Consider the following 23,804-nt stretch of genomic DNA (forward strand, 5'->3'; position numbering starts at 1 on the left):
TGGTGACAATGGCCCCATGGCCACCCCTGTCACCGCCGTAGCTCACCGCGGCGATCCGTACCGTGTCCGCGAGAACACCCTCCCCTCGATCCGCTCCGCCATCGAACGAGGGGCGGACGTGGTCGAGCTCGACGTCCGGGTCACCCGCGACGGGGTGCCGGTCCTGCTGCACGACGCCACGCTGGAGCGGCTGTGGGGTCACGAGCGCAGACTGGACCGGCTCACCCACCAGGAGCTCACCGAACTGACCGCGGGCGGTGTGCCCACCCTGCGCGAGGCGCTGCTCGCCGCCGGGGCGCACCGCCTCATGCTCGATCTGCCCGGCTCCACCGACGAGTCGGTACGGAAGACCATCGGCCTGGTCCGCGAGTGCGGGGCCGGGGAGCGTACGTACTACTGCGCGGGCCCCGAGGCCATGCTGCGGGTGCGCGCCGCGGATCCATCCGCCGAGATCGCCCTCACCTGGACGACACTCGCCCCGCCGCGCTCCGCCCTGTTGGCCGCGGTGAGACCGCGCTGGCTGAACTACCGGTTCGGGCTGGTGAGCCGGGAACTGACGGACCGTATCCACGGGGACGGGCTGCTGGTCTCCGCCTGGACGGCCGACACCAAGCGCACAATGCGCCGTCTGATCGGACAGGGCGTCGACTCGATCACCACCAACCGGGTCGACGCCCTGCACGGCCTGCTCGCCAACTCCCGGTCCGCTGAGCTTTCTTGAACTATCCGGCATCATGGGCGATGCCTCACCGTCGGTGAGCGAAACTGCCCGAGGAGCAGATGTGACCGATCCGCACAGCAGCCCCCGTCCCGCCCGAGTCCGTTCCGACGTCGCGCACAACGCCCGGGTCTGGAACCACTGGCTGGGCGGCAAGGACAATTACCCCGTCGACCGCGCGGTCGGCGACCATGTCACCTCCATGTATCCGAGCATCGGTGAAGTGGCCCGCGCCGACCGGGCATTCCTGGGGCGGGTGGTCCGGTATCTGGCGGGTGACGTGGGGATCGGGCAGTTCCTGGACATAGGCACCGGTCTGCCGACGGCCGACAACACCCATGAGGTCGCTCAGCACACCGCACCCGCCGCCCGCATCGTCTATGTCGACAACGACCCGATCGTGCTGGCGCACGCCCGCGCGCTGCTCGTCGGCTCACCGGAAGGTGCGACCGAGTACATCGATGCGGACGCCCGCCACCCGGAACAGATCCTGCGGGGCGTCGAACCGACACTCGATCTGAAGAAGCCGGTCGCGGTCATGATGCTCGGCATCCTGAACTTCGTCCTCGACACGGACGAGGCACGGAAGATCGTCCGGACGCTGATGGACGCGATGCCGTCCGGCAGCTATCTGGTACTCACCCACCCCACCCTGGAGCTGGGCGGCGAGGGCAACGAGGCAGCGATGCGGTTCTGGAACGAGAACGCCACCCCGCCGATCACCGCCCGCAGCCGCGCCGAGTTCGCCACGTTCCTGGAGGGCCTGGAGCTTGTCGAGCCGGGCATCGTGTCGTGTGCGCGGTGGCGGACCGACCCGGGCACCACGGCGCCGGTGGTCGCCCAGTTCGGCGCCGTCGCCCGGAAGCCCTGACAGCACCGACAGCATGCACATGAGAGACCTGGCCCCGAGGGTGCTCGGGGCCGGCCCCCGGACCGTGGACCTCACCGTCGCGCTGCTGGTGCAGGCAGCGGTGACCATGCCGTTCGTCGTCCCGCGTGCCCCGGAGCTGCCGGAGGCGACATGGACGGCGTACGGGCTGACCACCTTGACCGTGCTGCCGCTGGTAGCCCGTCGGCGGGCACCGGTCGCGGCCCTGATCGTCGTGCTCCTGGCCGGTGGCCTGTACAAGTTCGCCGTCGACGGTCCGGGCCAGCCGCTCCCGTACGCCGGCCTCGTGGCGTTCTACACAGTGGCCGAACTCTCCTCGCCGCTGAAACGGCTCGCGATTACGGTGCTCACGGCCGTGGCGGTGCTGTTCTCGGTCGGCCTCGACAGCAGCGAGATCAGGGAGCTGCTCTTCTCCCTCTTCGTGTTCGCCGCGGCCTACGCGTTCGGCCGGTTCACCGTGACTCGCAAGGCCTATCTGAATGCGGTGGAGGGCCGGGCCCGGCAGCTGGAGCTGACGCACCGGATCGAGACCGAGCAGGCGGCGGTGCGCGAACGGAACCGGATCGCACGGGAGATGCACGACATCCTGTCGCACGCGGTGAGCCTGATGATCGTGCAGGCGGAGGCCGGACCGGTCGCGGTCCGTACGGCGCCGGAACGTGCCGAGGCGGCGTTCGACGCGATCTCGGAGACGGGCCGGGACGCCATGGTGCAGCTGCGCCGGATGCTCGGCGTGCTGCGCGAGAACGAGAGCGCACCGGACGCGCCCCGGGAGCCTCAGCCCTCACTGGCCGAACTGCCGGCACTGATCGCGCGGGCACGCGGCAGCGGCCTGGAAATCCCGTACGAGGTCACTGGCCCGGTCCGGACGCTCGGCCTGGCCGTCGAGGCCACGGTCCACCGGATCGTGCAGGAGGCCCTCACGAACGTCGTCAAACACGCCGCCGCCGACATGGTGTCCGTGCAACTGGCATATGGAACAGAAGCGTTGACCCTCACCATTACCGATGACGGCCGTGGTTCCGGGACCGGCGCCGGGACCGGCGCCGGCATGGGCCTGATCGGTATCCGGGAGCGCGCGGCGGCACACGGCGGCACCGCCGTCACCGGCCCGGGTCCGGGTGGCCGGGGGTTCCGGGTCCGGGTGACGATTCCGCAGGCAGATACGCGTACAGGGGTGGGAAGTTGACGATCCGCGTGGTAGTGGCCGACGACCAGGAGCTCGTGCGCAGCGGCTTCGCGATGATCCTGGCCGCACAGCCGGATATCGAAGTGGTGGCCGAGGCAGGCGACGGCGCCGCGGCAGTCGACGCGGTGCGCCGGCTGGCGCCCGACGTGGCGCTGCTCGACATTCGGATGCCCGGCACGGACGGCATCGAGGCGTGCCGCGCCATCAGCGCGGAGACCGGCTGCCGGACAGTCATGCTCACCACCTTCGACTCGGACGATTACGTCTATGAGGCACTGCACGCGGGGGCGAGCGGGTTCCTGCTCAAGGACGTGCGCCGCGACGATCTGGTGCACGCGGTAAGGGTGGTGGCGGCCGGGGACTCGCTGCTGGCGCCCTCGGTGGCCCGCCGGCTGATCGCCGACTACACCTCACGGCCGGCGGCCTCGGCCGTGTCGTCCTCGGCGCGCCTCGACGTGCTGACCGCCCGCGAGCGCGAGACGCTGCTGCACCTGGCCCGCGGTCTGTCGAACGCGGAGATAGCGGCCGCGCTGGTCGTCAGCGAACATACGGTGAAAACCCATGTGGGCCATGTGCTGTCCAAGCTGGGACTGCGCGATCGGATCCAGGCGGTCATCTGCGCGTACGAGTGCGGAGTCGTCACTCCCTCTCCGGAGGGACAGCCGTCACCCGCCTCCCCCGCACAGGTGAGAAAAGCGCCCGTCGAGGACCGCTCGGCCGGGTGATCCGCCGGGGCCCGCCGATCAACAGGATGGAGTCCACCAGCAGTTACGGATTCCACGCCAGGAGGCACCGGACATGAACGCCCGCACTTCCCGTACCGCCGTCGCAGCCGCCCTGCTCCTCGGCATCGCCGCCGGCCCCGCCGGGCCGGCGCTCGCGGCAGACCGCACCCCGGCGACCGCCGCCGCGGCCACCGGGCAGGCCGCCCCGGACGCCAAGGCCCTGCGGGCCGCGATCGCCGGGCTCCCGAGGACCGACGCCACGGCCGCACTCGTTCGGGTCGCAGGCACCGCGGGAATCTGGCGGGGCAGCTCCGGTGTGCACGACCTGGAGTCGGGGCTCCCGGCGGACCCGGGGGGCCGCTTCCGGGCCGGCTCGGTCACCAAGGTGTTCACGGCGGCCGTCGTGCTGCAGCTGGCCGGGGAGGGGAAGCTCGACCTGAACCTTCCGGTCCGGCACTATCTGCCGGAGCTGATCCCGGCGGCGTACAAGAAGGTCACCGTGCGCCAGCTGCTGAACCACACCAGCGGCATCCCGTCCGTCGGCTCCGGCGGCGGCACGCTCGACGAGTGGTACGCGCACCGCTTCGATCTGCACGACGCGGCGGACACCGTGCGCGAAGCCACCTCCCAGCGGCCGGACTTCGCGCCCGGTACGCAGCAGCACTACGACAACATCGGCTACACCGTGGCGGGCCTGCTGATCGAGGAGGTCACGGACTGCACGTACGAGTCGGAGGTGTCCCGCCGCATCCTGGATCCCCTGGGACTGAAGGACACCGGCTTCCCGGGCGCCGACCCGACGATCCGCGGCCCGCACAACCACGGCTACCAGGTCTTCGCCGGGGCCGACGGAACCACCGAACTGCGCGATGTGACGGTGTGGGGGGCGACGGACGCCTGGGCGGCGGGTGATCTGATCTCCACCACCGCCGATCTGGAGCACTTCATCCGGGCCCTGTTCCGCGGGCAGGTGGTGCGCGGGCCGCTGCTGGAGGAGATGTTCACACTGCCCAGGGCATCGGTACGCGAGTACAGCACGGGCGACCCGGCCGCTTACAGCGCGGGTCTGTCGGTGATGCGGCTGGGCGGGCGTGAGGTGTGGGGCAAGACGGGTGGCCGCTGGGGTTACAACGCCGCCGTCGCGGCCACCCGCGATCTCTCGCGGACCCTGGTCTACAGCGTCAATGCGACGGATGCGAAGGGGGAGGGCATGAATGCCACGGCGATGAACATCGTGGTGGCCGCCTTCGGTGCCCCGTCGGCCCAGTGACTCAGACCGTTGCCGCGGCCGCCGGCCCGGCCACCGGGTCCGGCGTCCGACCCAGCGCTTCCAGCCGCTTGATCATCCGGCGGACGACGAGCAGCGGGATCACCCCGATGACACCGAACGACATGTCGATGACCGACCACCAGAACGGAATGCCCCGGATCGGTCCGCAGATCAGCGCGAGCGGGATGATTCCGGCGCAGGCGATCATGCCGAACTCGACGACCCAGATGTTGCGGACCGGGTCGCGGTACGGACCGTAGAACGCGACCGCGATGACGAGATGCGCGAAAGCCAGCCAGTCGGTGCCGTACAGCACGAAGGGGTACCTCGCGTCGGCCTCGTCGAGGCCGGTCCTGACCCTGGTGATCCACTCCATGAGGGCCGGGAAGTGTTCGGGCACGGGAGAGGCCGAGGACCTCAGCAGATCCTCGGCCCAGTGGAGTTCATGGACGAGCGGGAAGGCGGTCAGCCCGCTCAACACCAGACAGACGATAAAGACGACCAACCACACGCGTATGCGCCTCAGCAGGGCTCTTCGCTCGCTCATGTCCGCAGCGTACGCGCGTGTTTACGCGCCATTTACGCCACCCCGGGGCCGGTTTCACAACCCGACGATGGAGTTCCACTTCTTCGCGAACTCGGTGCGCTCCTCGGACGTGATGTCGCGGGCGATCGCCAGCCGCTTACGCATCGCCTCGTCGGGGAAGATCAGCGGTTCCTCGGCGAGCGCGGCGGTCTCCTCGTCCTTGGAGGAGGCCAGCACCTCGCGGGCGGCGGGGACGGGGCAGACGTAGTTGACCCAGGTCGCCAGCTCCGCGGCGACCTCGGGCTCGTAGTAGTAGTCGATCAGCTTCTCGGCGTTGCGCTTGTGGCGGGCGAGGTTGGGGATCATGAGGGACTCCGCCCAGAGTTCGGCACCCTCTTCGGGCACCACGAACTCGATCTCCGGGTTGTCGGCCTGGAGCTGGATGACATCGCCGGAGTAGGCCTGGCAGGCGAGTACATCGCCGGTCGACAGGTCCTTGATGTAGTCGTTGCCGGTGAAGCGGCGGATGTGCTTCTTCTTCACCAGCTTCTCCACCTGGTCGCACACCTCGTAGAAGTCGTCGCGCTTCCAGCGGGTGACGTCGACGCCGTTGCCCTGCATCAGAAGGGCCAAGGACTCGTCGAGCCCGGACAGCAGTGTCACCTTGCCGCTCAGGTCGTCCGCCCACAGATCGCTCAGGCTCCTGATCTCGCGGCCGAGCTTCTTGCGGTTGTACGCGATGCCGGTGATCCCGGACTGCCAGGGGACGCTGTGCGTCCGGCCCTTGTCGAAGGCGGGTGAACGCAGCTGCGGATCGAGGTACTTGGCTACGTTGGGCTGCTTGGCCCGGTCCATCTCCTGTACCCAGCCGAGCCGTACGAACCGGGCGGCCATCCAGTCGCTGACGACGATCAGGTCCCGGCCGGTCTCCTGGTGGTTCATCAGCGCCGGACTGATCTTCCCGAAGAACTCGTCGTTGTCGTTGATCTCCTCGGTGTACGTGACGGAGATCCCCGTCCGCTTGCTGAACGCGTCGAGGGTGGGCCGCTTCGACGCGTTCTTGTCGTCGGCGTCGATGTAGAGGGGCCAGTTGGCGAAGTGCAGCGTGTGATCGCTGCCGGAGTAGTCGCGTCCGGCGCGGTCGCCGGGCTGCACGTAGGCGGCGGGCACTCCGCAGCCGGCCAGCGTGACACCGGCCGCTCCCGCCCCGAAGGCGCGCAGCAGGGACCGGCGGGACATGGGGTTGTTCGGGATCGCTCGCACCTGCGCAGGATGCCCGGCCGGGAACGCGGCGGACAATGGACCAACCGTCCAGCGGAGCGGGCCCCTCCCGCACACCCTGTCGATGCCCCGTCAGAGGCGGACACGGGAACGGCCCCTCGAAGCGATGCATTCGAGGGGCCGTCACCACTGCGAGGGTGTCAGTCGTCGAGCGAGGTCATGACGTGCTTGATGCGCGTGTAGTCCTCGAATCCGTACGCGGAGAGGTCCTTGCCATAGCCGGACTTCTTGAATCCGCCGTGCGGCATCTCGGCGACGAGCGGGATGTGGGTGTTGATCCACACGCAGCCGAAGTCGAGGTTCTTGGACATCCGCATCGCGCGGGCGTGGTCCTTGGTCCACACCGAGGAGGCGAGGGCGTACTCGACGCCGTTCGCGTACTCCACGGCCTGGGCCTCGTCGGTGAACGACTGGACCGTGATCACCGGTCCGAAGACCTCGTTCTGGATGATCTCGTCGTCCTGCCGCAGACCGGAGACGACGGTCGGGGCGTAGAAGTAGCCCTTCTCGCCGACGCGGTGGCCGCCCGCCTCGACCTTGGCGTGCGTGGGCAGCCGGTCGATGAACCCGCTGACCTGCTTCAGCTGGTTGGCGTTGTTGAGCGGGCCGTAGAGCACGTCCTCGTCGTCCGGCTGCCCGGTCTTCGTGTCGGCGGCGGCCTTGGCGAGCGCGGTGACGAACTCGTCGTGGATCGACTCGTGGACGAGCACGCGGGTCGCGGCCGTACAGTCCTGACCCGCGTTGAAGAAGCCCGCGACGGAGATGCCCTCGACGGCCTTGGCGATGTCGGAGTCCTCGAAGACGACGACGGGCGCCTTGCCGCCGAGCTCCAGGTGGACGCGCTTGACATCCTTGGCGGCGGACTCGGCGACCTGCATGCCGGCCCGTACCGAACCGGTGATGGAGGCCATCGCCGGGGTCCGGTGCTCGACCATCGCGCGGCCGGTGTCCCGGTCGCCGCAGATAACGTTGAAGACGCCCTTGGGCAGGATGTCGCCGATGATCTCGGCGATCAGCACGGTCGACGCCGGGGTGGTGTCGGACGGCTTGATGACGACGGTGTTGCCCGCGGCGAGCGCCGGGGCGAACTTCCACACGGCCATCATCATCGGGTAGTTCCACGGCGCGACCTGGGCACAGACGCCCACCGGCTCGCGGCGGACGATGGAGGTCAGTCCCTCCATGTACTCGCCGGCCGAGCGGCCTTCGAGCATCCGTGCCGCGCCCGCGAAGAAGCGGATCTGGTCCACCATCGGCGGGATCTCTTCGGTGCGGGTGAGCTCGATCGGCTTGCCGGTGTTCTCGGACTCGGCGGCGATCAGCTCCTCCGCCCGCGCCTCGAAGGCGTCCGCGATCTTCAGCAGGGCCTTCTGACGCTCGGCGGGCGTGGTGTCGCGCCAGGCGGGAAAGGCCGCCGCAGCGGCGTCCATGGCGGCATCGACATCGGCCTGGCCGGAGAGCGGGGAGGTCGCGTAGACCTCTTCCGTCGCCGGGTTGACCACATCGATGGTCCGCCCGTCCGCGGCGTCCCGGAACTCCCCGTTGATGTAGTTGCGCAGACGGCGCACCTCGGTGGTCACAACCACCCCTCCTGTCGACACGTCCAATGGGTGAGACATCCAGCCTAGTCGTAGAGGTGACGCTTTCGACATACCCACCCGCCGGGAACTTCGGATTCAGTGAGATCTGGACCCTCAGACAACGAATTTCATCGATTGAGGGTTGCGAGACAGACGAGTCCCGGTGCACAGTGGAGACGTGGCCAGTCGCAGCGCAGACTCCAGGACCGGGAACGGATCGTCACCAGCGGTCGATGCCGTCTCCCTCGCAATCATCGAGCAGCTCCAGGAGGACGGGCGTCGTCCGTACGCCGCGATCGGAAAGGCCGTCGGCCTCTCCGAGGCGGCCGTGCGGCAGCGCGTCCAGAAGCTGCTCGATCAGGGCGTGATGCAGATCGTCGCCGTCACGGACCCGCTCACCGTGGGGTTCCGGCGGCAGGCGATGGTCGGCATCAATGTCGAAGGCGACCTCGATTCCGTCGCGGAGGCGCTGTCGGCTATGGCCGAGTGCGAGTACGTGGTGATGACCGCGGGCTCCTTCGACCTGATGGTGGAGATCGTCTGCGAGGACGACGACCACCTGCTGGAAACGATCAACAAACGCATCCGGGCCATCCCCGGCGTGCGCTCCACCGAGAGTTTCGTCTACCTGAAGCTCAAGAAGCAGACCTATATGTGGGGAACCCGATAGCCGTGAGCAAGGACCTCAGCCGAACCGCGTACGACCACCTGTGGATGCACTTCACCCGCATGTCGGACTACGAGAACGCGCCCGTTCCCACCATCGTGCGTGGCGAGGGCACCTACATCTACGACGACCAGGGCAAGCGCTACCTCGACGGCCTGTCCGGCCTGTTCGTGGTCAACGCCGGTCACGGCCGTCACGAGCTCGCCGAAGCGGCCTACAAGCAGGGCCAGGAGCTGGCCTTCTTCCCGGTGTGGTCCTACGCCCACCCGAAGGCCGTCGAGCTGGCCGAGCGGCTCGCCGACTACGCGCCGGGCGACCTCAACAAGGTCTTCTTCACCACCGGCGGCGGCGAGGCCGTCGAGACCGCCTGGAAGCTTGCCAAGCAGTACTTCAAGCTCAAGGGCAAGCCGACCAAGTACAAGGTCATCTCGCGTGCGGTCGCCTACCACGGCACCCCGCAGGGCGCCCTGTCCATCACCGGCCTGCCGGCCCTGAAGGCCCCCTTCGAGCCGCTGGTCCCCGGCGCGCACAAGGTGCCGAACACCAACATCTACCGCGCCCCGATCCACGGCGACGACCCGGAGGCCTTCGGCCGCTGGGCCGCCGACCAGATCGAGCAGGAGATCCTCTTCGAGGGACCGGAGACGGTCGCCGCGGTCTTCCTGGAGCCGGTGCAGAACGCCGGTGGCTGCTTCCCGCCGCCGCCCGGGTACTTCCAGCGGGTCCGCGAGATCTGCGACAAGTACGACGTACTGCTCGTCTCCGACGAGGTCATCTGCGCCTTCGGCCGCCTCGGCACGATGTTCGCCTGCGACAAGTTCGGCTACGTGCCGGACATGATCACCTGCGCCAAGGGCATGACGTCGGGCTACTCCCCGATCGGCGCCTGCATCGTCTCGGACCGCATCGCCGAGCCGTTCTACGAGGGCGGCAACACCTTCCTGCACGGCTACACCTTCGGCGGCCACCCGGTCTCCGCGGCGGTCGGCCTCGCCAACCTCGACATCTTCGAGCGCGAGGGTCTCAACCAGCACGTCCTGGACAACGAGAACGCGTTCTTCACGACGCTGCAGAAGCTGCACGACCTGCCGATCGTCGGCGACGTCCGCGGCAACGGCTTCTTCTACGGCATCGAGCTGGTGAAGGACAAGGCCACCAAGGAGACGTTCACCGACGAGGAGACCGAGCGCGTTCTCTACGGCTTCCTCTCCAAGGCGCTGTACGACAACGGTCTGTACTGCCGGGCCGACGACCGCGGCGACCCGGTCGTCCAGCTCGCGCCGCCGCTGATCTCCGACCAGTCGACGTTCGACGAGATCGAGGGCATCCTCCGGAGCGTCCTGACGGAGGCCTGGACGAAGCTCTGAGAGGGACGGTGATCCGGGCCGCGGTTCGATCAACTGATCGACCACGGATCGATTGACCGATTGACCCCGGCCCGATCACCAGCCGACCGCATTCCAGCGGTCATTTCATACGGTCCACACGGCCCGGATGCGCCCATTCGAGTGGGAAGAAGCGCACCCGGGCCGCGTGCTGTGCGCACACCGCGGTCCGAATCCTTACGGTGCCGAGTGACCGATCGGCCCCCTCTTCGTTCCCCCGTACGGGGGACGGGAAATCTGATCTGAACCGAGGTGTACGCCATGGTGGCCCCGCCGGACAACGACGTGATCTGGGCGCGTTCCCTGCACCACTCCCACAACGGCTCACCCGCGCTCGGCGGGATCTCTCTGGAGGTCCGCGACGGCGAGATCCTCGCCGTGACCGGCCCGCGAGGCAGTGGCAAGACGACTCTGCTGCACTGCCTCTCCGGCCAACTGGTGCCCCAGCAGGGCGAGGTGTGGTTCAACAGCGTCCCGGTCCACACCATGGGTCCGCGGCTGCGCGAGCGGCTGCGACGTGACCGGTTCGGCTGGATCGCACCCGATCCCCAGCTCGTACCGGAGCTGAACACTTGGGAGAACGCAGCGCTTCCCCTGCTGCTGCGCGGCACCTCGCACCGGGTCGCGAAGAAGGTCGCCATGGAGTGGCTGGAGCGGCTCGACATCGGCATGTGTGCCAAGAAGCGGCCGCACACGCTGCTCCAGGGGCAGCGTCAGCGGATCGCCGTCGCCCGCGCGCTGGCCGGCTCACCCACGGTGATCTTCGCCGACGAGCCGACCGCGACGCTGCAGCGCACGGACCGCAATCACGTGCTGCGGACACTGACGAGCGCGGCCCGCTCGCACGGCATCACGGTCGTGCTCGCCACCCATGACGTGGAGGTCGCCTCGCTGGCAGACCGTACGGTCCCGCTGCTGGACGGCCGCCGGGTCGCCACCGTCGCCCTGCCCGCCGTGTCCGATACGGAAGGCCGCGCGGCGTGCTCGCTCTCCGTCTAGCCCGCGGTACCCATCCGCTGGTCCTGGTGCGGCGGCTGCTGGTCGCGGCCGCCTCAGCCGGGGTCGGCTTCCTGCTCCTGTGCACCCTGGCGTACGCGTCGACGCATCCGGCGTACTCGACCGCCTCGGTACTGCGGCTGCTGTGGTGCTTCGTGCCGCTGGCCGCCACCGTGCAGTTCGCGGTCGCGGTGGCCCGTACGGACCCGAGCACCCGCCCGCGTCCGGGGCTGTCCGCCGTCGGTCTGGGGCCGATCCGGCTCGGCGTGCTGGCCGCGGTCTCCACCGCCGTGTCCTGCACCCTCGGGTCGATGGTGGCGCTGCTCGTCTTCCTGTATCTGCGCGGCGATCTGACCGGGCTGCCGTTCGACGGTGCGGCGGCCGGACTGCTGGGCGCGGGGGCCCCGTTGCCGATGGCCGCAACCCTTGTTCTGCTGACGGTGGTGCCGGTGGCCGCGGCGGCGGCGAGCGCGATGGCGCTGCGCACCCGGCCGCTGCAGGCGGCGGTGCCGGAGGACGGCACGCAGGACATCGTGCCGGACGAGCAGATTCCGGCTCCGGCGGTTCCGCCGACCGGGCTGCCGTGGGGCGTAGCGCTGACGGCAGCCGGTCTCGCGGTCGAGGCGTACGCGAGCCGTGATGGCGCGGGCAGAGCGTTCCCCCTGCCGGGAATTCCCGACGCCACCCCGACGTGGGTGCTGGCCGGGTGGTCGCTGACGGCGATCGGTCTGGCCATGGCGGGTCCCGGACTGACGCACCTCTGCGGACAGCTGCTGCAGGCGGTGCGTCCCGGAGCCGTACGCCTGCTGGCCGGAAGGGTGCTGATGGACGAGGCGCGCCGGATCGGCCGGCCGCTGGGTGTGGTCTGCGCGGTGCTCTCCGCGGCAATCGCGGCGATCGCGCTGTACGGGACGGGTCCGCGTCACTTCGGCCCGCTCACCGCGCTCGGCGCCGTACTCGTACTGGGCTGCACGACGGCGACGCTGCTGACCTCCGCCCTGGAGGCGAAGCAGGCCCGCGCCCACCTGGTTCAGACGCTGCTGCGGCTCGGTGCGCCGGCCTCGGCGCTGCGGGCAGCGACGGCCCTGCGGGTCGGCGTTCTGCTGGTCGTGTTCGCCCCGATCACCTGGGCGATCGCCGAATTGGCCGCGCTGCCGCTGACCGGCTGAAGGGCCGCCCGCCGGCCGTGGAGCCGACCGGCGGTCAGCCGAGGTGCCGGAAGGCCGGCCAGATCTCCGGCCAGGGCTCGCGCAGCCCCCGGCAGATCCAGACCCCCGCGCCCTGCTCCTCGTTGTCGACGCCGTACCCGTTGTCGATCCGGGCAGCCGGTTCCACCTCGCGCCAGTAGCGGCGCAGTTCGCCCGCGCTCCGGGCCCCGACGTAGAGCGTCACGGCACTGCGGTCCGGGGGCGGCGGCCCCCACCGGTGGTAGGCGTTGTGGCCGCTGTAGGCGGTCGGCAGCCCGTACGCGTCGCCGTACCGCGCGAGTGCCCCCGCCTCACCGTAGTTGCGGGTCACGATCGTCGTGGCGGCACGCTCCGCAGGCGGCAGCGTCCGGTACACCCGGCCCACGGTCGCGGCGAGTTGTGGCCAGCCGACCGTCTCGGCGCTGTCGCCGTTGACGGCCGGCTGCGCGCTGTCGGCGAACGCGGCGAGCGGCACGATGGGCAGTCCGATGAGCACGGTGACGGCACCACTGACTGTCACGATTCCGGTACGCACCCGGCGCCAGGCTCCGCGGCCCGCGCGTGCGAGCCACTCCTCGACGGTGAGCGCGCCCGCGGCCAACAGCACCGGATAGGCGCCTCCCTGGTAGTAGGCCTTGCCGCCGGTGACCAGGAACACGAGGGCGAGAGCCCCGTACGACCAGACGAACAGCCGGTACGGGCGCAGCCGTTCCGCCCGGCCCAGCTGCCACAGCCCGACCGCCCACAGGGGCGCCATCAGCGGCCCGGTCAGCAGGAGCTGGAACGGCAGGAAGCCGGCCCTGCCGCCCTGGTCGCCGTCCTCCGCGATCGCGTGGGCCAGCTCGAACTGCGGCCAGCCGTGCGCCGCCTGCCACAGCAGAACGGGCAGAGAGATCAGAAGCGCGAGCGCGGCGCCGGCCGCCAGCCAGGGGGTGCGCAGGACCGTGCGCGGACCTGCCGACAGCAACCCGGCAAGCAGGGCGACGACGAGGAAGGCCACCAGGTACTTGTTGAGCAGACCGACCCCGGTGACCAGCCCGATCACCAGCCACAGCCGGTGCGCCCGGGTGCGCACCAGGCGGACCACAAGCCAGCTGATGAGCGCCCAGGCCAGCAGGTCGAGGGTGGTCGTGGACAGAAGGTGCCCGGAGATGACGGTGAGCGGGGCGACCGCCCAGGCGAGGGCGGCGAGCACCTGTGCGCGGGCGCCGCCGCCCAACTCCCGGGCGATCAGCCCGACGAGCAGCACGGTCACGGCGACCGCGGCGGCGGAGGCGGTACGCAGCGCGGTCGGCGAGTCCCCGAAGAGTGCGGTCTCGGCGCGGGCCAGAAGGACGACGAGCGGCGGCTGGTCGTCGTACCCCCAGGCCAGGTGCTCGCCTGCGGCCCGGTAGTAGAGCTCGTCGCGGTGGTAGCCGTAGCGGGCGCCGAAGGCGAGAAGGAGGGCTCCGGTCCCGGCGCCGACGGCGGCGATGCCACGCAGTGCGACCGGAGGCTGGCTCGACGGTACGGGCATTCGCGCCACTCCGTCCCGCTCCGCCCCAGACGCAACGTCCGTCACGGTGCCACCTCCCGCTCCGGGCATATGACCGTACGGATGGAGCGGTACGCCCCGGCCGGTACGTAGCATGACAGCGTGGAGAACCCGGACGACAGCATTCCCGCACCCGGCATCGAGATCGAGTCGCTCGCCGAATTCGACGCGGTGATCGCCGGTGGGTCACTGGCCGGACATCGCGTCCAGTCCGTCGATCTGACGGATCGCAGCGCCGCGCTGTTCGCCGCGGACACGTCCGGCGCGGTCTTCCTCGGCTGCCGGATGGAGCCGGACGCGGCGGCGAAGGTGCGGGCCGACGGGGCGTTCGTCTTCCCGCCCGTGCCGGGGCTGCCCTTCGATCCGTACCGCGGCCTGCTCTACTCCCCCGACGCACTCTACGAAGGGCTGGCGGAGGGGGGTTACGAGGCGACGCCCGACGCCCGCGCGTACCGCTGGTTCCAGCGGACCCGCGCGAACGGCGACACCTTCGCCTCGATGCTGCGCGCGCTCCATGACGACGCGGTCTCCGACGCGTTGGACGAAGTCCTCACCGGGGCGCGGGTGGTCGGGGTGATGGGCGGCCACACGACCGCGCGTGGCAGCGCGGCGTACGCGGCCGCGGCCCGGCTGGGCCGGACCCTGGCGCGCGGCGGGCTGACGGTGGCCACCGGCGGCGGCCCGGGCGCGATGGAGGCGGCGAATCTCGGTGCGTACGCGGCGCCGCATCCCGATCCGATGCTGGACAAGGCATGCGAACTCCTTGCCGCCGCCCCGTCGTTCACCCCCTCGGTCACCGACTGGGCGCTGGCCGCCTTCGCCGTGCGGGAACGCTGGCCGGACGGCGGAGGCTCGGTCTCGATCCCCACCTGGTTCTACGGTCATGAGCCGCCGAACCCGTTCGCCGACCACATCGCCAAGTACTTCGCCAACGCGCTGCGCGAGGACGGGCTGCTCGCCCGCTCCACGGCGGGCGTCGTCTTCCTGCCGGGCGCCGCCGGAACCGTGCAGGAGGTCTTCGACAACACGACGCCGAACTACTACGGCTCACGCGGCACACCGACCCCGATGGTGCTGGTCGGCCGCGCCCACTGGACGGAGGAACTGCCCGCCTGGCCACTGCTGCGGACGCTGGCCGCGGGCCGGCCGATGGAGTCCCGTATCGCCCTGGTCGACACCGTGGACGAGGCTTCCGAGGCACTCGCCCGGCTGTCCGGCTGACCGTCCCGTCCGGCCGAGCGGTTCAGATCGTCGCGAGCCGGTTGACCAGCGCGTCGAAGAACGCCTCCCAGCCGTCCTCCGCCGCCGCGTACTGCTCGGCCGTGAGGTTGCCGCCGCGCTGCTGGAAGACCATCTCGGTGGTCTTGTCGCCGCGATCGGTGAACGTGACGGTGACGATCTCGCCCTCGATGTCGTCGGGCGCGGTCGCGTCCTTCAGTGTGAAGACGAGCCGCTCGGGTGCGACCACCTCCCGGTAGACACCGTGGAACGGCATCTCGGTGCCCGGCACCACGATGACCAGGCTCCACGTGCCGCCCGGCCGGACGTCCATCGACACCCGGTCGAGCGGCACCTCGGCGTCCCCGCCGTACCAGGCGGCGAAGTGCTCGGGGGTCGTCCAGGCCTCGAAGACGAGTTCCCGCGGGGCGTCGAAAATACGGGTGATGTCGATGCCCTCACGTGCCGATTCAGTCATGGTCCCTGTCCTTTTCGGAGTCGTTCCGGATCTTCTGAAGCTGCTTGAGGTGTTCCCCGAGACGGTCGAAACCGCTCTCCCAGAACGCCCTGTAATGGTCCAGCCACTCTGTGGCGTCGGCCAGCGGCGCCGCCTCCAGCCTGCACGGCCGCCACTGCGCCGACCGGCCGCGCGTGATCAGCCCGGCGCGCTCCAGCACCTTCAGATGCCGGGAAACCGCGGGGAGGCTCATGTCGAACGGCTCTGCAAGTTCCGTGACCGTGGCCTCGCCCACGGCCAGCCGCGCGAGGATCGCGCGACGGGTCGGGTCGGCCAGAGCCGCAAAGACGGTGCTGAGCCGGTCCGCTTCGGCCATGCTCCTTAACCACCTCGTTAATTAACTGATGTGTTTAATATAGCGCGTGGAACTGCCCCGTCAACCGCGGCGCGCCGCGTCTACGGAACAGCCCTTAGAACACCGCGGGCAGTACCACTGTCTCCGACGCGTCGAAGGTCACGCCCACATGCGCGCCCTCCTGAGGGGTGTCCCGCAGCGGGCACTCCGCCTCCAGGACCGGTCCGCTCTCGGGGTGGAGGGTCACTGCGACATGGTTGCCCCGGAAGGTACGCGCGCCGACCGTGCAGCGCAGCCCGGCCTCCGGGGATCCGAGCCGTACGCCCGCCGGACGCACCAGCAGAGCGCACGGGCCCTGCGGCGAGCCGTCCGGCACCGGCACCTTCCCCCACGCCGTACCGGCCGCCGCGCCGGTCACCGTCGCGTCCACCACGTTGTCGAAGCCGAGGAACCGGGCGACGAACGCGGAAGCGGGGCGCTGCCAGACCTCCAACGGAGTGCCCGCCTGGGCGATCCGCCCGTCGCGCATCACGACGACCCGGTCGGCGAGGGCGAAGGCCTCGCCCTGGTCGTGGGTGACGGCGAGCACCGTCGTCCCCAACCGGGCGAACAGGGTGCGCAGTTCGACGACGAGGCGTTCGCGCAGACTGCGGTCCAACTGGCCGAGCGGCTCGTCCAGCATCAGCAGTTTCGGCCGCGGGGCAAGCGCCCGCGCGAGGGCGACGCGCTGCTGTTCTCCGCCGGACAGTGCGGCGACAGCCCGCCGTTCGGCGCCGGGCAGGCCCACCAGTTCGAGAAGTTCGGCGACCCTGCGGTCCTGGTCGCCGCGTGTGACGCCGTGCATGCGCAGCCCGAAGGCGACGTTGGCGCCGACGTCCCGGTGAGGGAAGAGCTGATGATCCTGGAACATCAGGCCGAGACCGCGCCGATGCACCGGCACCCCGGTCTGGTCGGCGCCGTCGAGGAGCACCCGGCCGCCGTCCGGCGGGTGCAGTCCGGCGACCACGCGCAGCAGGGTCGACTTGCCGCTGCCGCTGGGCCCCAGGACACAGACGATCTCGTGGTCCGCAACCTTCAGATCCACCGCGTCGAGCGCCGACCGCTTCCCGAAGAGGACCGTGGCGGATTCCAGTGTCAGCATGTCCAGAACACCCCGAGCATCGTCAGAACTCCCCGGACCGGTCCGGGCGGATACGTTCGAGCAGCAGCAGGGACACCGCGCAGACCAGCATCAGAATCGTGCTGAGCGCCATCGCCTGCCCGTAGTTGAGCTCCCCGGACCGTCCCAGCAGCCGCGCCACGGCCACCGGCAGGGTCGGGTTGTCGGGCCGCGCGATGAACACCGTCGCGCCGAACTCGCCGAGCGACACGGCGAAAGCGAAGCCCGCCGCGACCAGCACCGCTCTTCGCACCAGCGGCAGATCGACCTCGCGCCAGGCCCGCAGCGGCGACGCCCCGAGCACCGCCGCCGCCTCACGGAGCCGCCCGTCCACCGCCCGCAGGACCGGCAGCATCGTCCGTACGACAAAGGGAACGCCGACCAGCGCCTGGGCGAGCGGCACCAGGATCCACGACGTCCTCAGATCCAGCGGTGGCTTGTCCAGGGTGATCAGAAAGCCGAAGCCGACGGTGACGGCGGACACCCCGAGAGGCAGCATCAGCAGCGCGTCGAAACCGCGGACCAGCCGCTCGGCCAGGGGGGTCCCCCCGGCCGAGTCCGTTCGAGGCTGGGGGAGCGTCAGCGCGGCCGCCGCGAGCCCGCCGACGAGCAGCGCGATCGCAGTCGCGACCAGCGCGTACTGCAGTGAGTTCCCGATCGCTTCGAGAGGTGCGACCAGGAACGTGCTGCCGCTCGCCTCCACGGACTGCAGGGCGCGGTAGTAACCGAAGCCGTAGCCGCCGGGGGCGTCCAGCGAACGCTCCACGAGCACACCGAGCGGCAGCAGGATCAGCACCAGCACCGTCAGCAGGACCCCGCCGAGCAGCGTCCACTGCCCGGTGCCGCGCGGCCTGCGGGAGGTCTGCGCCGGATCGACCAGCTTCAGCGCCGTTTCCCTGCGCCGCACGGTCCACGCGTGCACGGCCAGGATCGCGCCGACCGCGGCGAACTGAACCAGCGTCAGCACGGCGGCCGTCGGAAGGTCGAGGAGCTGGGCGGTCTGCCGGTAGATCTCGACCTCCAGCGTGGAGTAGGCCGGACCGCCGAGGATCTGTACGACCCCGAAGGAGGTGAACGTGAAGAGGAAGACCATCAGCCCGGCGGCGGCCACTGCGGGCGCGAGGGCCGGCAGAGTCACCCGCCGCCACGCCGCGAACCGCCCGGCACCCAGCACCCGGGCGGCCTCCTCCTGCCGCGGGTCGAGCTGCGACCACAGCCCGCCGACGGTCCGCACGACGACCGCGTAGTTGAAGAAGACATGGGCGAGCAGGATCGCCCACACCGTGGTGTCGAGACGCAGGCCCGCCAGTTCGTCCAGGAAGCCGCCGCGCCCCAGCAACGCCAGAAAGGCCGTCCCCACGACGACGGTCGGCAGGACGAACGGCACGGTGACGACCGCCCTCAGCACCTGCTTGCCGGGGAAGTCGAAGCGGGCGAAGACATACGCGCCGGGCAGCGCGATCACCAGGGTCAGCGCGGTCGACGCGAGGGCCTGCCAGGTGGTGAACCAGAGGACGTCGAGGATGTCCGGCCGGGTCAGCACCTCGCCGATCCGGCCGAACTGCCAGGCGCCGTCGGCCTTCAGGCCGCGGCCGACGATCGCGACGACGGGGTGGGCGAAGAACACCGCGAAGAACGCGACGGGCACGGCCATCAGACCGAGCCGCACCACGCTCCCCCGCCGCGCCCCTGCGCGCCGGGGGTCCGCGAGCCCGGTCCGGGTCCGCGAGCCATTCCCGCCCGCGCCCGGACCGCGTACGGGAGTCTTCGCTACTTCACTACGAGCGAGGACCACGACTGGACCCACTGCTCACGGTTCTTGGCGATGGCGCCCGGGGCCACGGTGGCGGGCCTGTCGACCGTAGCGCCGAACTCCGTGAAGAGCTCCGGAAGCTTCGCGTCCTTGGTGACGGGGTTCACGAACATGTTGAGCGGCATGTCCTCCTGGAACTTCTTGCTGATCAGGAAGTCCAGCAGCGCCTTGCCGCCCGCCGCGTTCTTCGCGCCGTCCAGCAGACCGGCGAACTCGATCTGACGGAAGCACGTCCCGGTCGCGACGCCGGTCGGAGCCTCGCTCGGCTGCGGCTTCGCATAGAGCACCTCGACCGGCGGGCTGGAGGCGTACGAGACGACGAGCGGCCGGTCCGCCTTGGCCTTCTTGCCGCCCGCGGACCCGGAGAACTCCTCGTTGTACGCCTGCTCCCAGCCGTCGACCACCTTCACGCCGTTGTTCTTCAGCTTCTTCCAGTAGTCCTGGTATCCGCTCTCGCCGTAGGTGGCCACGGTGCCGAGGAGGAATCCGAGACCGGGCGACGAGGTCGCGGCGTTCTCCGTGACAAGAAGGTTCTTGTACGCGGGCTTCGCCAGGTCGTCGAAGGTCTTCGGCGGCGCGAGCTTCTTGTCGGCGAAGTATTTCTTGTCGTAGTTGATGCAGATGTCGCCGGTGTCGATCGGGGTGACCCGGTGTTTGGCCGCGTCCAGCTGGGAGTCGGCCGCGACCCGGTCGATGCCCTTCGCCTCGTACGGAGTGAACAGTCCGTTGTCGAGGGCGCGGGAGAGCAGCGTGTTGTCGACGCCGAAGAACACATCACCGCGCGGGGAGCCCTTGGTCAGGATCTCCTGGTTGAGGGCGGCGCCTGCGTCACCGCTCTTCAGCACCTTGACCGTGTAGCCGGTCTCCTGCGTGAACGCCTTCAGCACGTCCTTGGAGGCGTTGAACGAGTCGTGGCTGACAAGGGTCACGGTCTTCGAACCGGAGCCCTTGGTGTCGCCGGACCCCGAGGCCGAGTCGTCGGAACTGCCGCAGCCGGCAAGTGCCGTGACGCCGAGCGCGGCGGCGACGGCCGTCGCCGCGAGCTGCTTGGTCCCACGCGTGGTGCGGGTGGTGCTCACTATGAATTCCTCCTGGGTTTGACCAGGAAGAGACGCGGCCCTGCCCTTGGAGAAGCGGGCAGGGCGCAACAGCATGAGTTGATGACCGAACTTCCTACCCGGAATGACCCGGGCGAGGTTCAGAGGGTCTGCGGCCAACCTGTCCTCGGTGCCGCACTCTCAGCGCTGTGGCGCTCCCCTGTCGGAATATGAAGTTGATTTCGGGCCCAGGTTACACGGGCCCTTTCGGCCTCAGCGCTCGGATGCCGCCAGCTGCCCGCAGGCCCCGTCGATCTCCTGGCCGCGGGTGTCCCGCACGGTCACGGGCACTCCGTGGGACGCGATCGCGTCGACGAACGCCTTCTCGTCCTCGGGCCGGGAAGCGGTCCACTTCGAGCCGGGCGTCGGGTTGAGCGGGATCAGATTGACATGGACCCGCTTGCCCTTGAGGAGCCGGCCGAGCAGGTCACCGCGCCAGGCCTGGTCGTTGATGTCGCGGATCAGCGCGTACTCGATGGAGATCCGGCGGCCGGACTTCTCCGCGTACTCCCACGCCGCGTCCAGCACCTCGCGTACCTTCCAGCGCGTGTTCACCGGCACGAGCGTGTCCCGCAACTCGTCGTCCGGCGCGTGCAGCGAGACGGCGAGACGGCACTTGAAGCCCTCGTCGGCAAAGCGCAGCATGGCCGGCACCAGGCCCACCGTGGAGACGGTGATGCCGCGCTGCGAGAGACCGAGACCGTCCGGCTCCGGGTCGGTCAGCCGGCGAATCGCGCCGACCACCCTCTTGTAGTTGGCGAGCGGCTCGCCCATGCCCATGAAGACGATGTTGGAGAGCCGCGCGGGCCCGCCCGGAACCTCCCCGTCACGCAACGCCCGCATGCCGTCCACGATCTGGTGGACGATCTCGGCGGTCGACAGGTTGCGGTCCAGACCGGCCTGCCCCGTCGCGCAGAACGGGCAGTTCATCCCGCATCCGGCCTGCGACGAGATGCACATCGTCACCCGCTCCGGGTAGCGCATCAGGACGGACTCGACCAGCGTCCCGTCGTGCAGCTTCCACAGCGTCTTACGGGTGGTGTCGTCGTCGCAGCTGATGTGCCGGACCACGGACATCAGGTCGGGGAACATCGCCTCGGCGAGCTTGTCCCGCGAACCGGCCGGGATGTTGGTCCACTCGGCCGGGTCGTGCGCGTACCGCGCGAAGTAGTGCTGCGACAGCTGCTGCGCGCGGAACGGCTTCTCGCCGATCGCGGCGACGGCTTCCTTGCGCTCGGCGGGCGTGAGGTCGGCGAGGTGCCGCGGCGGCTTCTTGGCTCCGCGGGGCGCGACGAAAGTGAGTTCTCCGGGCTTAGGCATGGTCCGTCCAGTGTCGCAGACACGCCGTGGCAGTAGAGGCCTTCACCAGCTCAGGAGGGGTGAGGGGCACACGAGCCCGGTCGACGTCGGCCGTCATCAGTCGACGTCGGCGGTCCTTTGACGGCCCAGGGACGGCCCGGCCGCGCGCAGGGACAGTGACCGATCGCACGACAGGCAGGTGGTGCGCACAACGGCCCACCGCGCCCTAGAATCGAATATGTGTCCGAAAACTGCTCTCGCCCGAATCGCCCGCGCATCGTTGGCGAGTGCCAGGCGTACCAGCTGGGCGAACCGGTCGCGCCCTCGCCGAGCCGGAGAAACGCGAGGCTGAGGCACACAGGGGTACCCGCCCTGCCTCCATCGGCGCCCGCCCGGAGGAGCAGGCCCTACGCGCACTTACGGAGGACGGCATCGCGAGTGCCCGTACTGCCGACCCGACAGAGCCAAGAGAGCGAGGAGAGCTTTGAGCCGCGAGCTGCCGGACCCCGAGGACACGCGTGACGCACCGATCGTCGTGCACCGAGCAGCAGGAGCGGATGGCCGTCGAGTGACGATCCGCGCTCAGACCGCGGGCCTCGCCCGCAGCGACGCCGACGTGGTCGAGTTCCTCCGCCGCGCCGGCCTGCCGGACGCCGATGACGTGCTGGACGACCCCCGGTGGGTGGAGTGGCAGGGCGGCCGACCACACGAGTACGGCGCGGCCTGAGGGCTGTCGGGACAGGTTGGTGGCACGACTGTGCTCGCCGGGGAGCTGAACGGCTGCGGCCGCGAATGAGACTGTGAGCCGGTGGGGTCGGGGCCGCGCGAGGTGCTCAGGCGGCGCCTGCTGCTTCTTGCGGAACCGGCGCTTGTTCGCCCTGGCTCGGAACAGAGCCCGAGCCTGACCGGCCGCGCCGCTCGTCATGCAGATGGTGCCGACGGAATCAGGCCGAGGATTCGGCGGACCCTTCCCGCAGTTCCGGGCTCCGGCGGCGAGCTCGGGCGTACCACGTGCCGTAGCGGGAGCCCAGAAATGCCGCTGATGCGCCGTGCAGGTAGACGCTGAGAGCCACGGTTACGGCGACGACACCGGTGAGCAGATCCGTCCCCGGCAGATGCTCTTCGAAAGCGATCAGTCCGAGCACCACGGATGCCAGCCCGCGTGGGCCGAACCAGCCGGTGTATGCGATCGAGGGAAGACGCAGTCCGGTGCCGATCAGTGAGACGGCCACGGGAAGCATGCGGATGATGCTGAGGCTGAGCACGGCATACACCGGCATCCGCCAGGTCACGTGCTCGAGGGAGGGGCCCAGGATGGCCCCGCCGAAGATCAGGAAACTCAGCGCGGCCAGCAGCTCGCCGAGACGCTCAAGAAACCCGACGTCCCCACCGCCGCCTTCGTCAGCGGCACCCGAACACCCGGCGACCGGTCCCGTACGCAGCACCGCGCCAAAGGCCAGGCCGGCGGTCCAGGCCCCGATGAAGCCACTCCCGTCGACAACGATGCACAACGCGTAGGCAATCACCAGCACCGCGAGAACCAGGATGGGCCGCCAGTCGGGCGCACTCCACCCCCGGGCTGACGACCATCGCAGCACCTGCGCGCCCAGCCACCCGACCACCAGTCCGATGGCGCTGCTGGCCACGAGGGCGAGGAAGAAGACCGCCGTCGGCCCCTGGTGTCCATTGTGACCACCGCCGGCCGCCGCGAGAGCCAGCAAGAAGAAAGGCACCGCCATACCGTCGTTCAGTCCCGACTCGACGCTCAAGCCGTGCCGCACGAGAGCCGGGATACTGCGGTCCGAGACCGCCTGCTGTCCTAGCGCCGCGTCGGTGGGAGCCAGGATGACGGCAACGAGCGCGAGTTCCCACACGGTGAGGCCAGGCAGGAGGATCCATGCCACGAGCCACCCAAAAGCCATGGTCAACGGCAGCCCGACGGCCAGTAGCCGTACCGGCAGGAAGTATTCCCGGCGCAGTTGCCGCGTTCGGATCGAGGCGGCTCCCGTGAACAGTACGAGCGCCAACGCGCTTTCCAACAGCACCCGGGTGAGCTCGGCGTTCGTACGGCGATCGAACAGATCCAGGCCCAGCGGCCCAAGGACCAGGCCGAAGGAAACGAACATCATTGGCCCGGACAGGATCGTCGTGGACAATCGACGCGACACCACCGCATACGAGGAGATCACTGCGGACGCCGCGATCGCGGCCCATGGATTCACCCGGTTCTCCTCAGAGGTGCAGAGCGCGACGCTGCTTCGTCCACTTCACCGATCCGTTGCACGACAAGCGTGGGACAGCCACTCCGGCTGAGTCGACGCGGCACTCCGCGGCCCCGCCCAAGCACCGCCGGATGGTCCCTTCTCGGACATGCCCCGGCCCGTGGCGGGCCTCGGGCTCACCCGGGCGGCCTGGACACCGGCGCGGTTACTCGGGCTGTGTGACCGTGGAGTCGCCGT

22 protein-coding genes and 1 riboswitch are annotated in these 23,804 nt (G+C 69.8%); of the genes, 11 read left to right on the forward strand and 11 right to left on the reverse strand.

What is annotated here, in order from left to right; translation table 11 throughout:
• Positions 1–16 precede the first annotated feature (16 nt).
• The 5 genes from OG972_RS12255 (at position 17) to OG972_RS12275 (ending at position 4,791) form a co-directional block, all read left to right on the forward strand.
• Positions 17–721: a glycerophosphodiester phosphodiesterase gene (locus tag OG972_RS12255; RefSeq protein ID WP_266980973.1), complete on the forward strand. Its 705-nt coding sequence runs from the start codon at positions 17–19 to the stop codon at positions 719–721.
• Between the two features lie 61 nt (positions 722–782).
• Entirely contained in the window at positions 783–1,589 is an 807-nt protein-coding gene (locus OG972_RS12260) for an SAM-dependent methyltransferase (protein WP_266980975.1), read from the forward strand.
• 19 nt (positions 1,590–1,608) lie between these two features.
• Positions 1,609–2,796, forward strand: a complete 1,188-nt coding sequence (locus OG972_RS12265) for a sensor histidine kinase (protein ID WP_266980977.1) — start codon at positions 1,609–1,611, stop codon at positions 2,794–2,796.
• Positions 2,793–3,521 (forward strand): response regulator transcription factor, encoded by a 729-nt coding sequence (locus tag OG972_RS12270; protein WP_266980979.1) that lies wholly within the window; start codon positions 2,793–2,795, stop codon positions 3,519–3,521. The genes OG972_RS12265 and OG972_RS12270 overlap by 4 nt, the downstream gene beginning before the upstream one ends.
• A 73-nt stretch (positions 3,522–3,594) precedes the next feature.
• On the forward strand, positions 3,595–4,791 hold the full coding sequence (locus OG972_RS12275; RefSeq protein ID WP_266980981.1) for a serine hydrolase: 1,197 nt from the start codon (positions 3,595–3,597) through the stop codon (positions 4,789–4,791).
• Position 4,792: 1 nt separating this feature from the next.
• Here the strand turns inward: OG972_RS12275 and OG972_RS12280 are convergent, their stop codons facing one another.
• The 3 genes from OG972_RS12280 to OG972_RS12290 form a co-directional block, all read right to left on the reverse strand.
• A complete protein-coding gene (locus tag OG972_RS12280) occupies positions 4,793–5,338 on the reverse strand; it encodes a hypothetical protein (RefSeq protein ID WP_266980983.1) in 546 nt (181 codons plus the stop codon).
• Positions 5,339–5,392: 54 nt separating this feature from the next.
• On the reverse strand, positions 5,393–6,556 hold the full coding sequence (locus OG972_RS12285) for a PotD/PotF family extracellular solute-binding protein (protein WP_266990435.1): 1,164 nt from the start codon (positions 6,554–6,556) through the stop codon (positions 5,393–5,395).
• A gap of 182 nt (positions 6,557–6,738) precedes the next feature.
• On the reverse strand, positions 6,739–8,178 hold the full coding sequence (locus tag OG972_RS12290; protein WP_266980984.1) for a gamma-aminobutyraldehyde dehydrogenase: 1,440 nt from the start codon (positions 8,176–8,178) through the stop codon (positions 6,739–6,741).
• Positions 8,179–8,341: 163 nt separating this feature from the next.
• Between OG972_RS12290 and OG972_RS12295 the strand changes: the two genes are divergently transcribed.
• The 4 genes from OG972_RS12295 (at position 8,342) to OG972_RS12310 (ending at position 12,395) form a co-directional block, all read left to right on the forward strand.
• On the forward strand, positions 8,342–8,848 hold the full coding sequence (locus OG972_RS12295; RefSeq protein WP_266980985.1) for an Lrp/AsnC family transcriptional regulator: 507 nt from the start codon (positions 8,342–8,344) through the stop codon (positions 8,846–8,848).
• Positions 8,833–10,212, forward strand: a complete 1,380-nt coding sequence (locus tag OG972_RS12300; RefSeq protein WP_266980987.1) for an aspartate aminotransferase family protein — start codon at positions 8,833–8,835, stop codon at positions 10,210–10,212. The genes OG972_RS12295 and OG972_RS12300 overlap by 16 nt, the downstream gene beginning before the upstream one ends.
• Positions 10,213–10,491: 279 nt before the next feature.
• Positions 10,492–11,229 carry an ABC transporter ATP-binding protein gene (locus OG972_RS12305; protein WP_266980989.1) on the forward strand — a complete coding sequence of 246 codons (738 nt, stop codon included), beginning with the start codon at positions 10,492–10,494 and terminating at the stop codon, positions 11,227–11,229.
• The gene (locus OG972_RS12310) at positions 11,211–12,395 is read left to right on the forward strand and encodes a hypothetical protein (protein ID WP_266980990.1); all 1,185 of its coding nucleotides are present in this window, start codon (positions 11,211–11,213) and stop codon (positions 12,393–12,395) included. Before OG972_RS12305 ends, OG972_RS12310 begins: the two co-directional genes overlap by 19 nt.
• A gap of 34 nt (positions 12,396–12,429) precedes the next feature.
• Here the strand turns inward: OG972_RS12310 and OG972_RS12315 are convergent, their stop codons facing one another.
• Complete coding sequence (locus OG972_RS12315; RefSeq protein ID WP_266980992.1) at positions 12,430–13,929, reverse strand: glycosyltransferase family 39 protein; 1,500 nt, start codon at positions 13,927–13,929, stop codon at positions 12,430–12,432.
• 120 nt (positions 13,930–14,049) lie between these two features.
• Between OG972_RS12315 and OG972_RS12320 the strand changes: the two genes are divergently transcribed.
• Complete coding sequence (locus tag OG972_RS12320) at positions 14,050–15,168, forward strand: LOG family protein (protein WP_266980994.1); 1,119 nt, start codon at positions 14,050–14,052, stop codon at positions 15,166–15,168.
• A 22-nt stretch (positions 15,169–15,190) separates the two neighbouring features.
• Here the strand turns inward: OG972_RS12320 and OG972_RS12325 are convergent, their stop codons facing one another.
• From OG972_RS12325 to rlmN, 6 genes are all read right to left on the reverse strand, one after another.
• Entirely contained in the window at positions 15,191–15,643 is a 453-nt protein-coding gene (locus OG972_RS12325) for an SRPBCC domain-containing protein (RefSeq protein ID WP_266980996.1), read from the reverse strand.
• Positions 15,636–15,998: a helix-turn-helix transcriptional regulator gene (locus OG972_RS12330; RefSeq protein WP_266980998.1), complete on the reverse strand. Its 363-nt coding sequence runs from the start codon at positions 15,996–15,998 to the stop codon at positions 15,636–15,638. The genes OG972_RS12325 and OG972_RS12330 overlap by 8 nt, the downstream gene beginning before the upstream one ends.
• Positions 15,999–16,092: 94 nt before the next feature.
• Positions 16,093–17,118 (reverse strand): ABC transporter ATP-binding protein, encoded by a 1,026-nt coding sequence (locus OG972_RS12335; RefSeq protein ID WP_266981000.1) that lies wholly within the window; start codon positions 17,116–17,118, stop codon positions 16,093–16,095.
• 22 nt (positions 17,119–17,140) lie between these two features.
• A complete protein-coding gene (locus tag OG972_RS12340; RefSeq protein ID WP_266990437.1) occupies positions 17,141–18,790 on the reverse strand; it encodes an iron ABC transporter permease in 1,650 nt (549 codons plus the stop codon).
• 116 nt (positions 18,791–18,906) lie between these two features.
• Positions 18,907–20,028, reverse strand: a complete 1,122-nt coding sequence (locus OG972_RS12345; protein ID WP_266981002.1) for a thiamine ABC transporter substrate binding subunit — start codon at positions 20,026–20,028, stop codon at positions 18,907–18,909.
• Positions 20,029–20,101: 73 nt separating this feature from the next.
• Positions 20,102–20,218, reverse strand: a riboswitch (TPP riboswitch).
• A 41-nt stretch (positions 20,219–20,259) separates the two neighbouring features.
• Positions 20,260–21,366 carry a 23S rRNA (adenine(2503)-C(2))-methyltransferase RlmN gene (gene rlmN, locus OG972_RS12350; protein WP_266981004.1) on the reverse strand — a complete coding sequence of 369 codons (1,107 nt, stop codon included), beginning with the start codon at positions 21,364–21,366 and terminating at the stop codon, positions 20,260–20,262.
• A 463-nt stretch (positions 21,367–21,829) separates the two neighbouring features.
• On the opposite strand from rlmN, the gene OG972_RS12355 reads away from it, so the two are divergent.
• Entirely contained in the window at positions 21,830–22,072 is a 243-nt protein-coding gene (locus OG972_RS12355; protein ID WP_266981006.1) for a hypothetical protein, read from the forward strand.
• 217 nt (positions 22,073–22,289) lie between these two features.
• Here OG972_RS12355 and OG972_RS12360 read toward each other — a convergent pair whose 3' ends face one another.
• Positions 22,290–23,567, reverse strand: a complete 1,278-nt coding sequence (locus OG972_RS12360; RefSeq protein WP_266981008.1) for a sodium:proton antiporter — start codon at positions 23,565–23,567, stop codon at positions 22,290–22,292.
• Between the last annotated feature and the right edge of the window lie 237 nt (positions 23,568–23,804).

Source organism: Streptomyces sp. NBC_01669 (genome assembly GCF_026339735.1).
In the GTDB taxonomy this organism is placed as follows: Bacteria; Actinomycetota; Actinomycetes; order Streptomycetales; family Streptomycetaceae; genus Streptomyces; species Streptomyces yanii.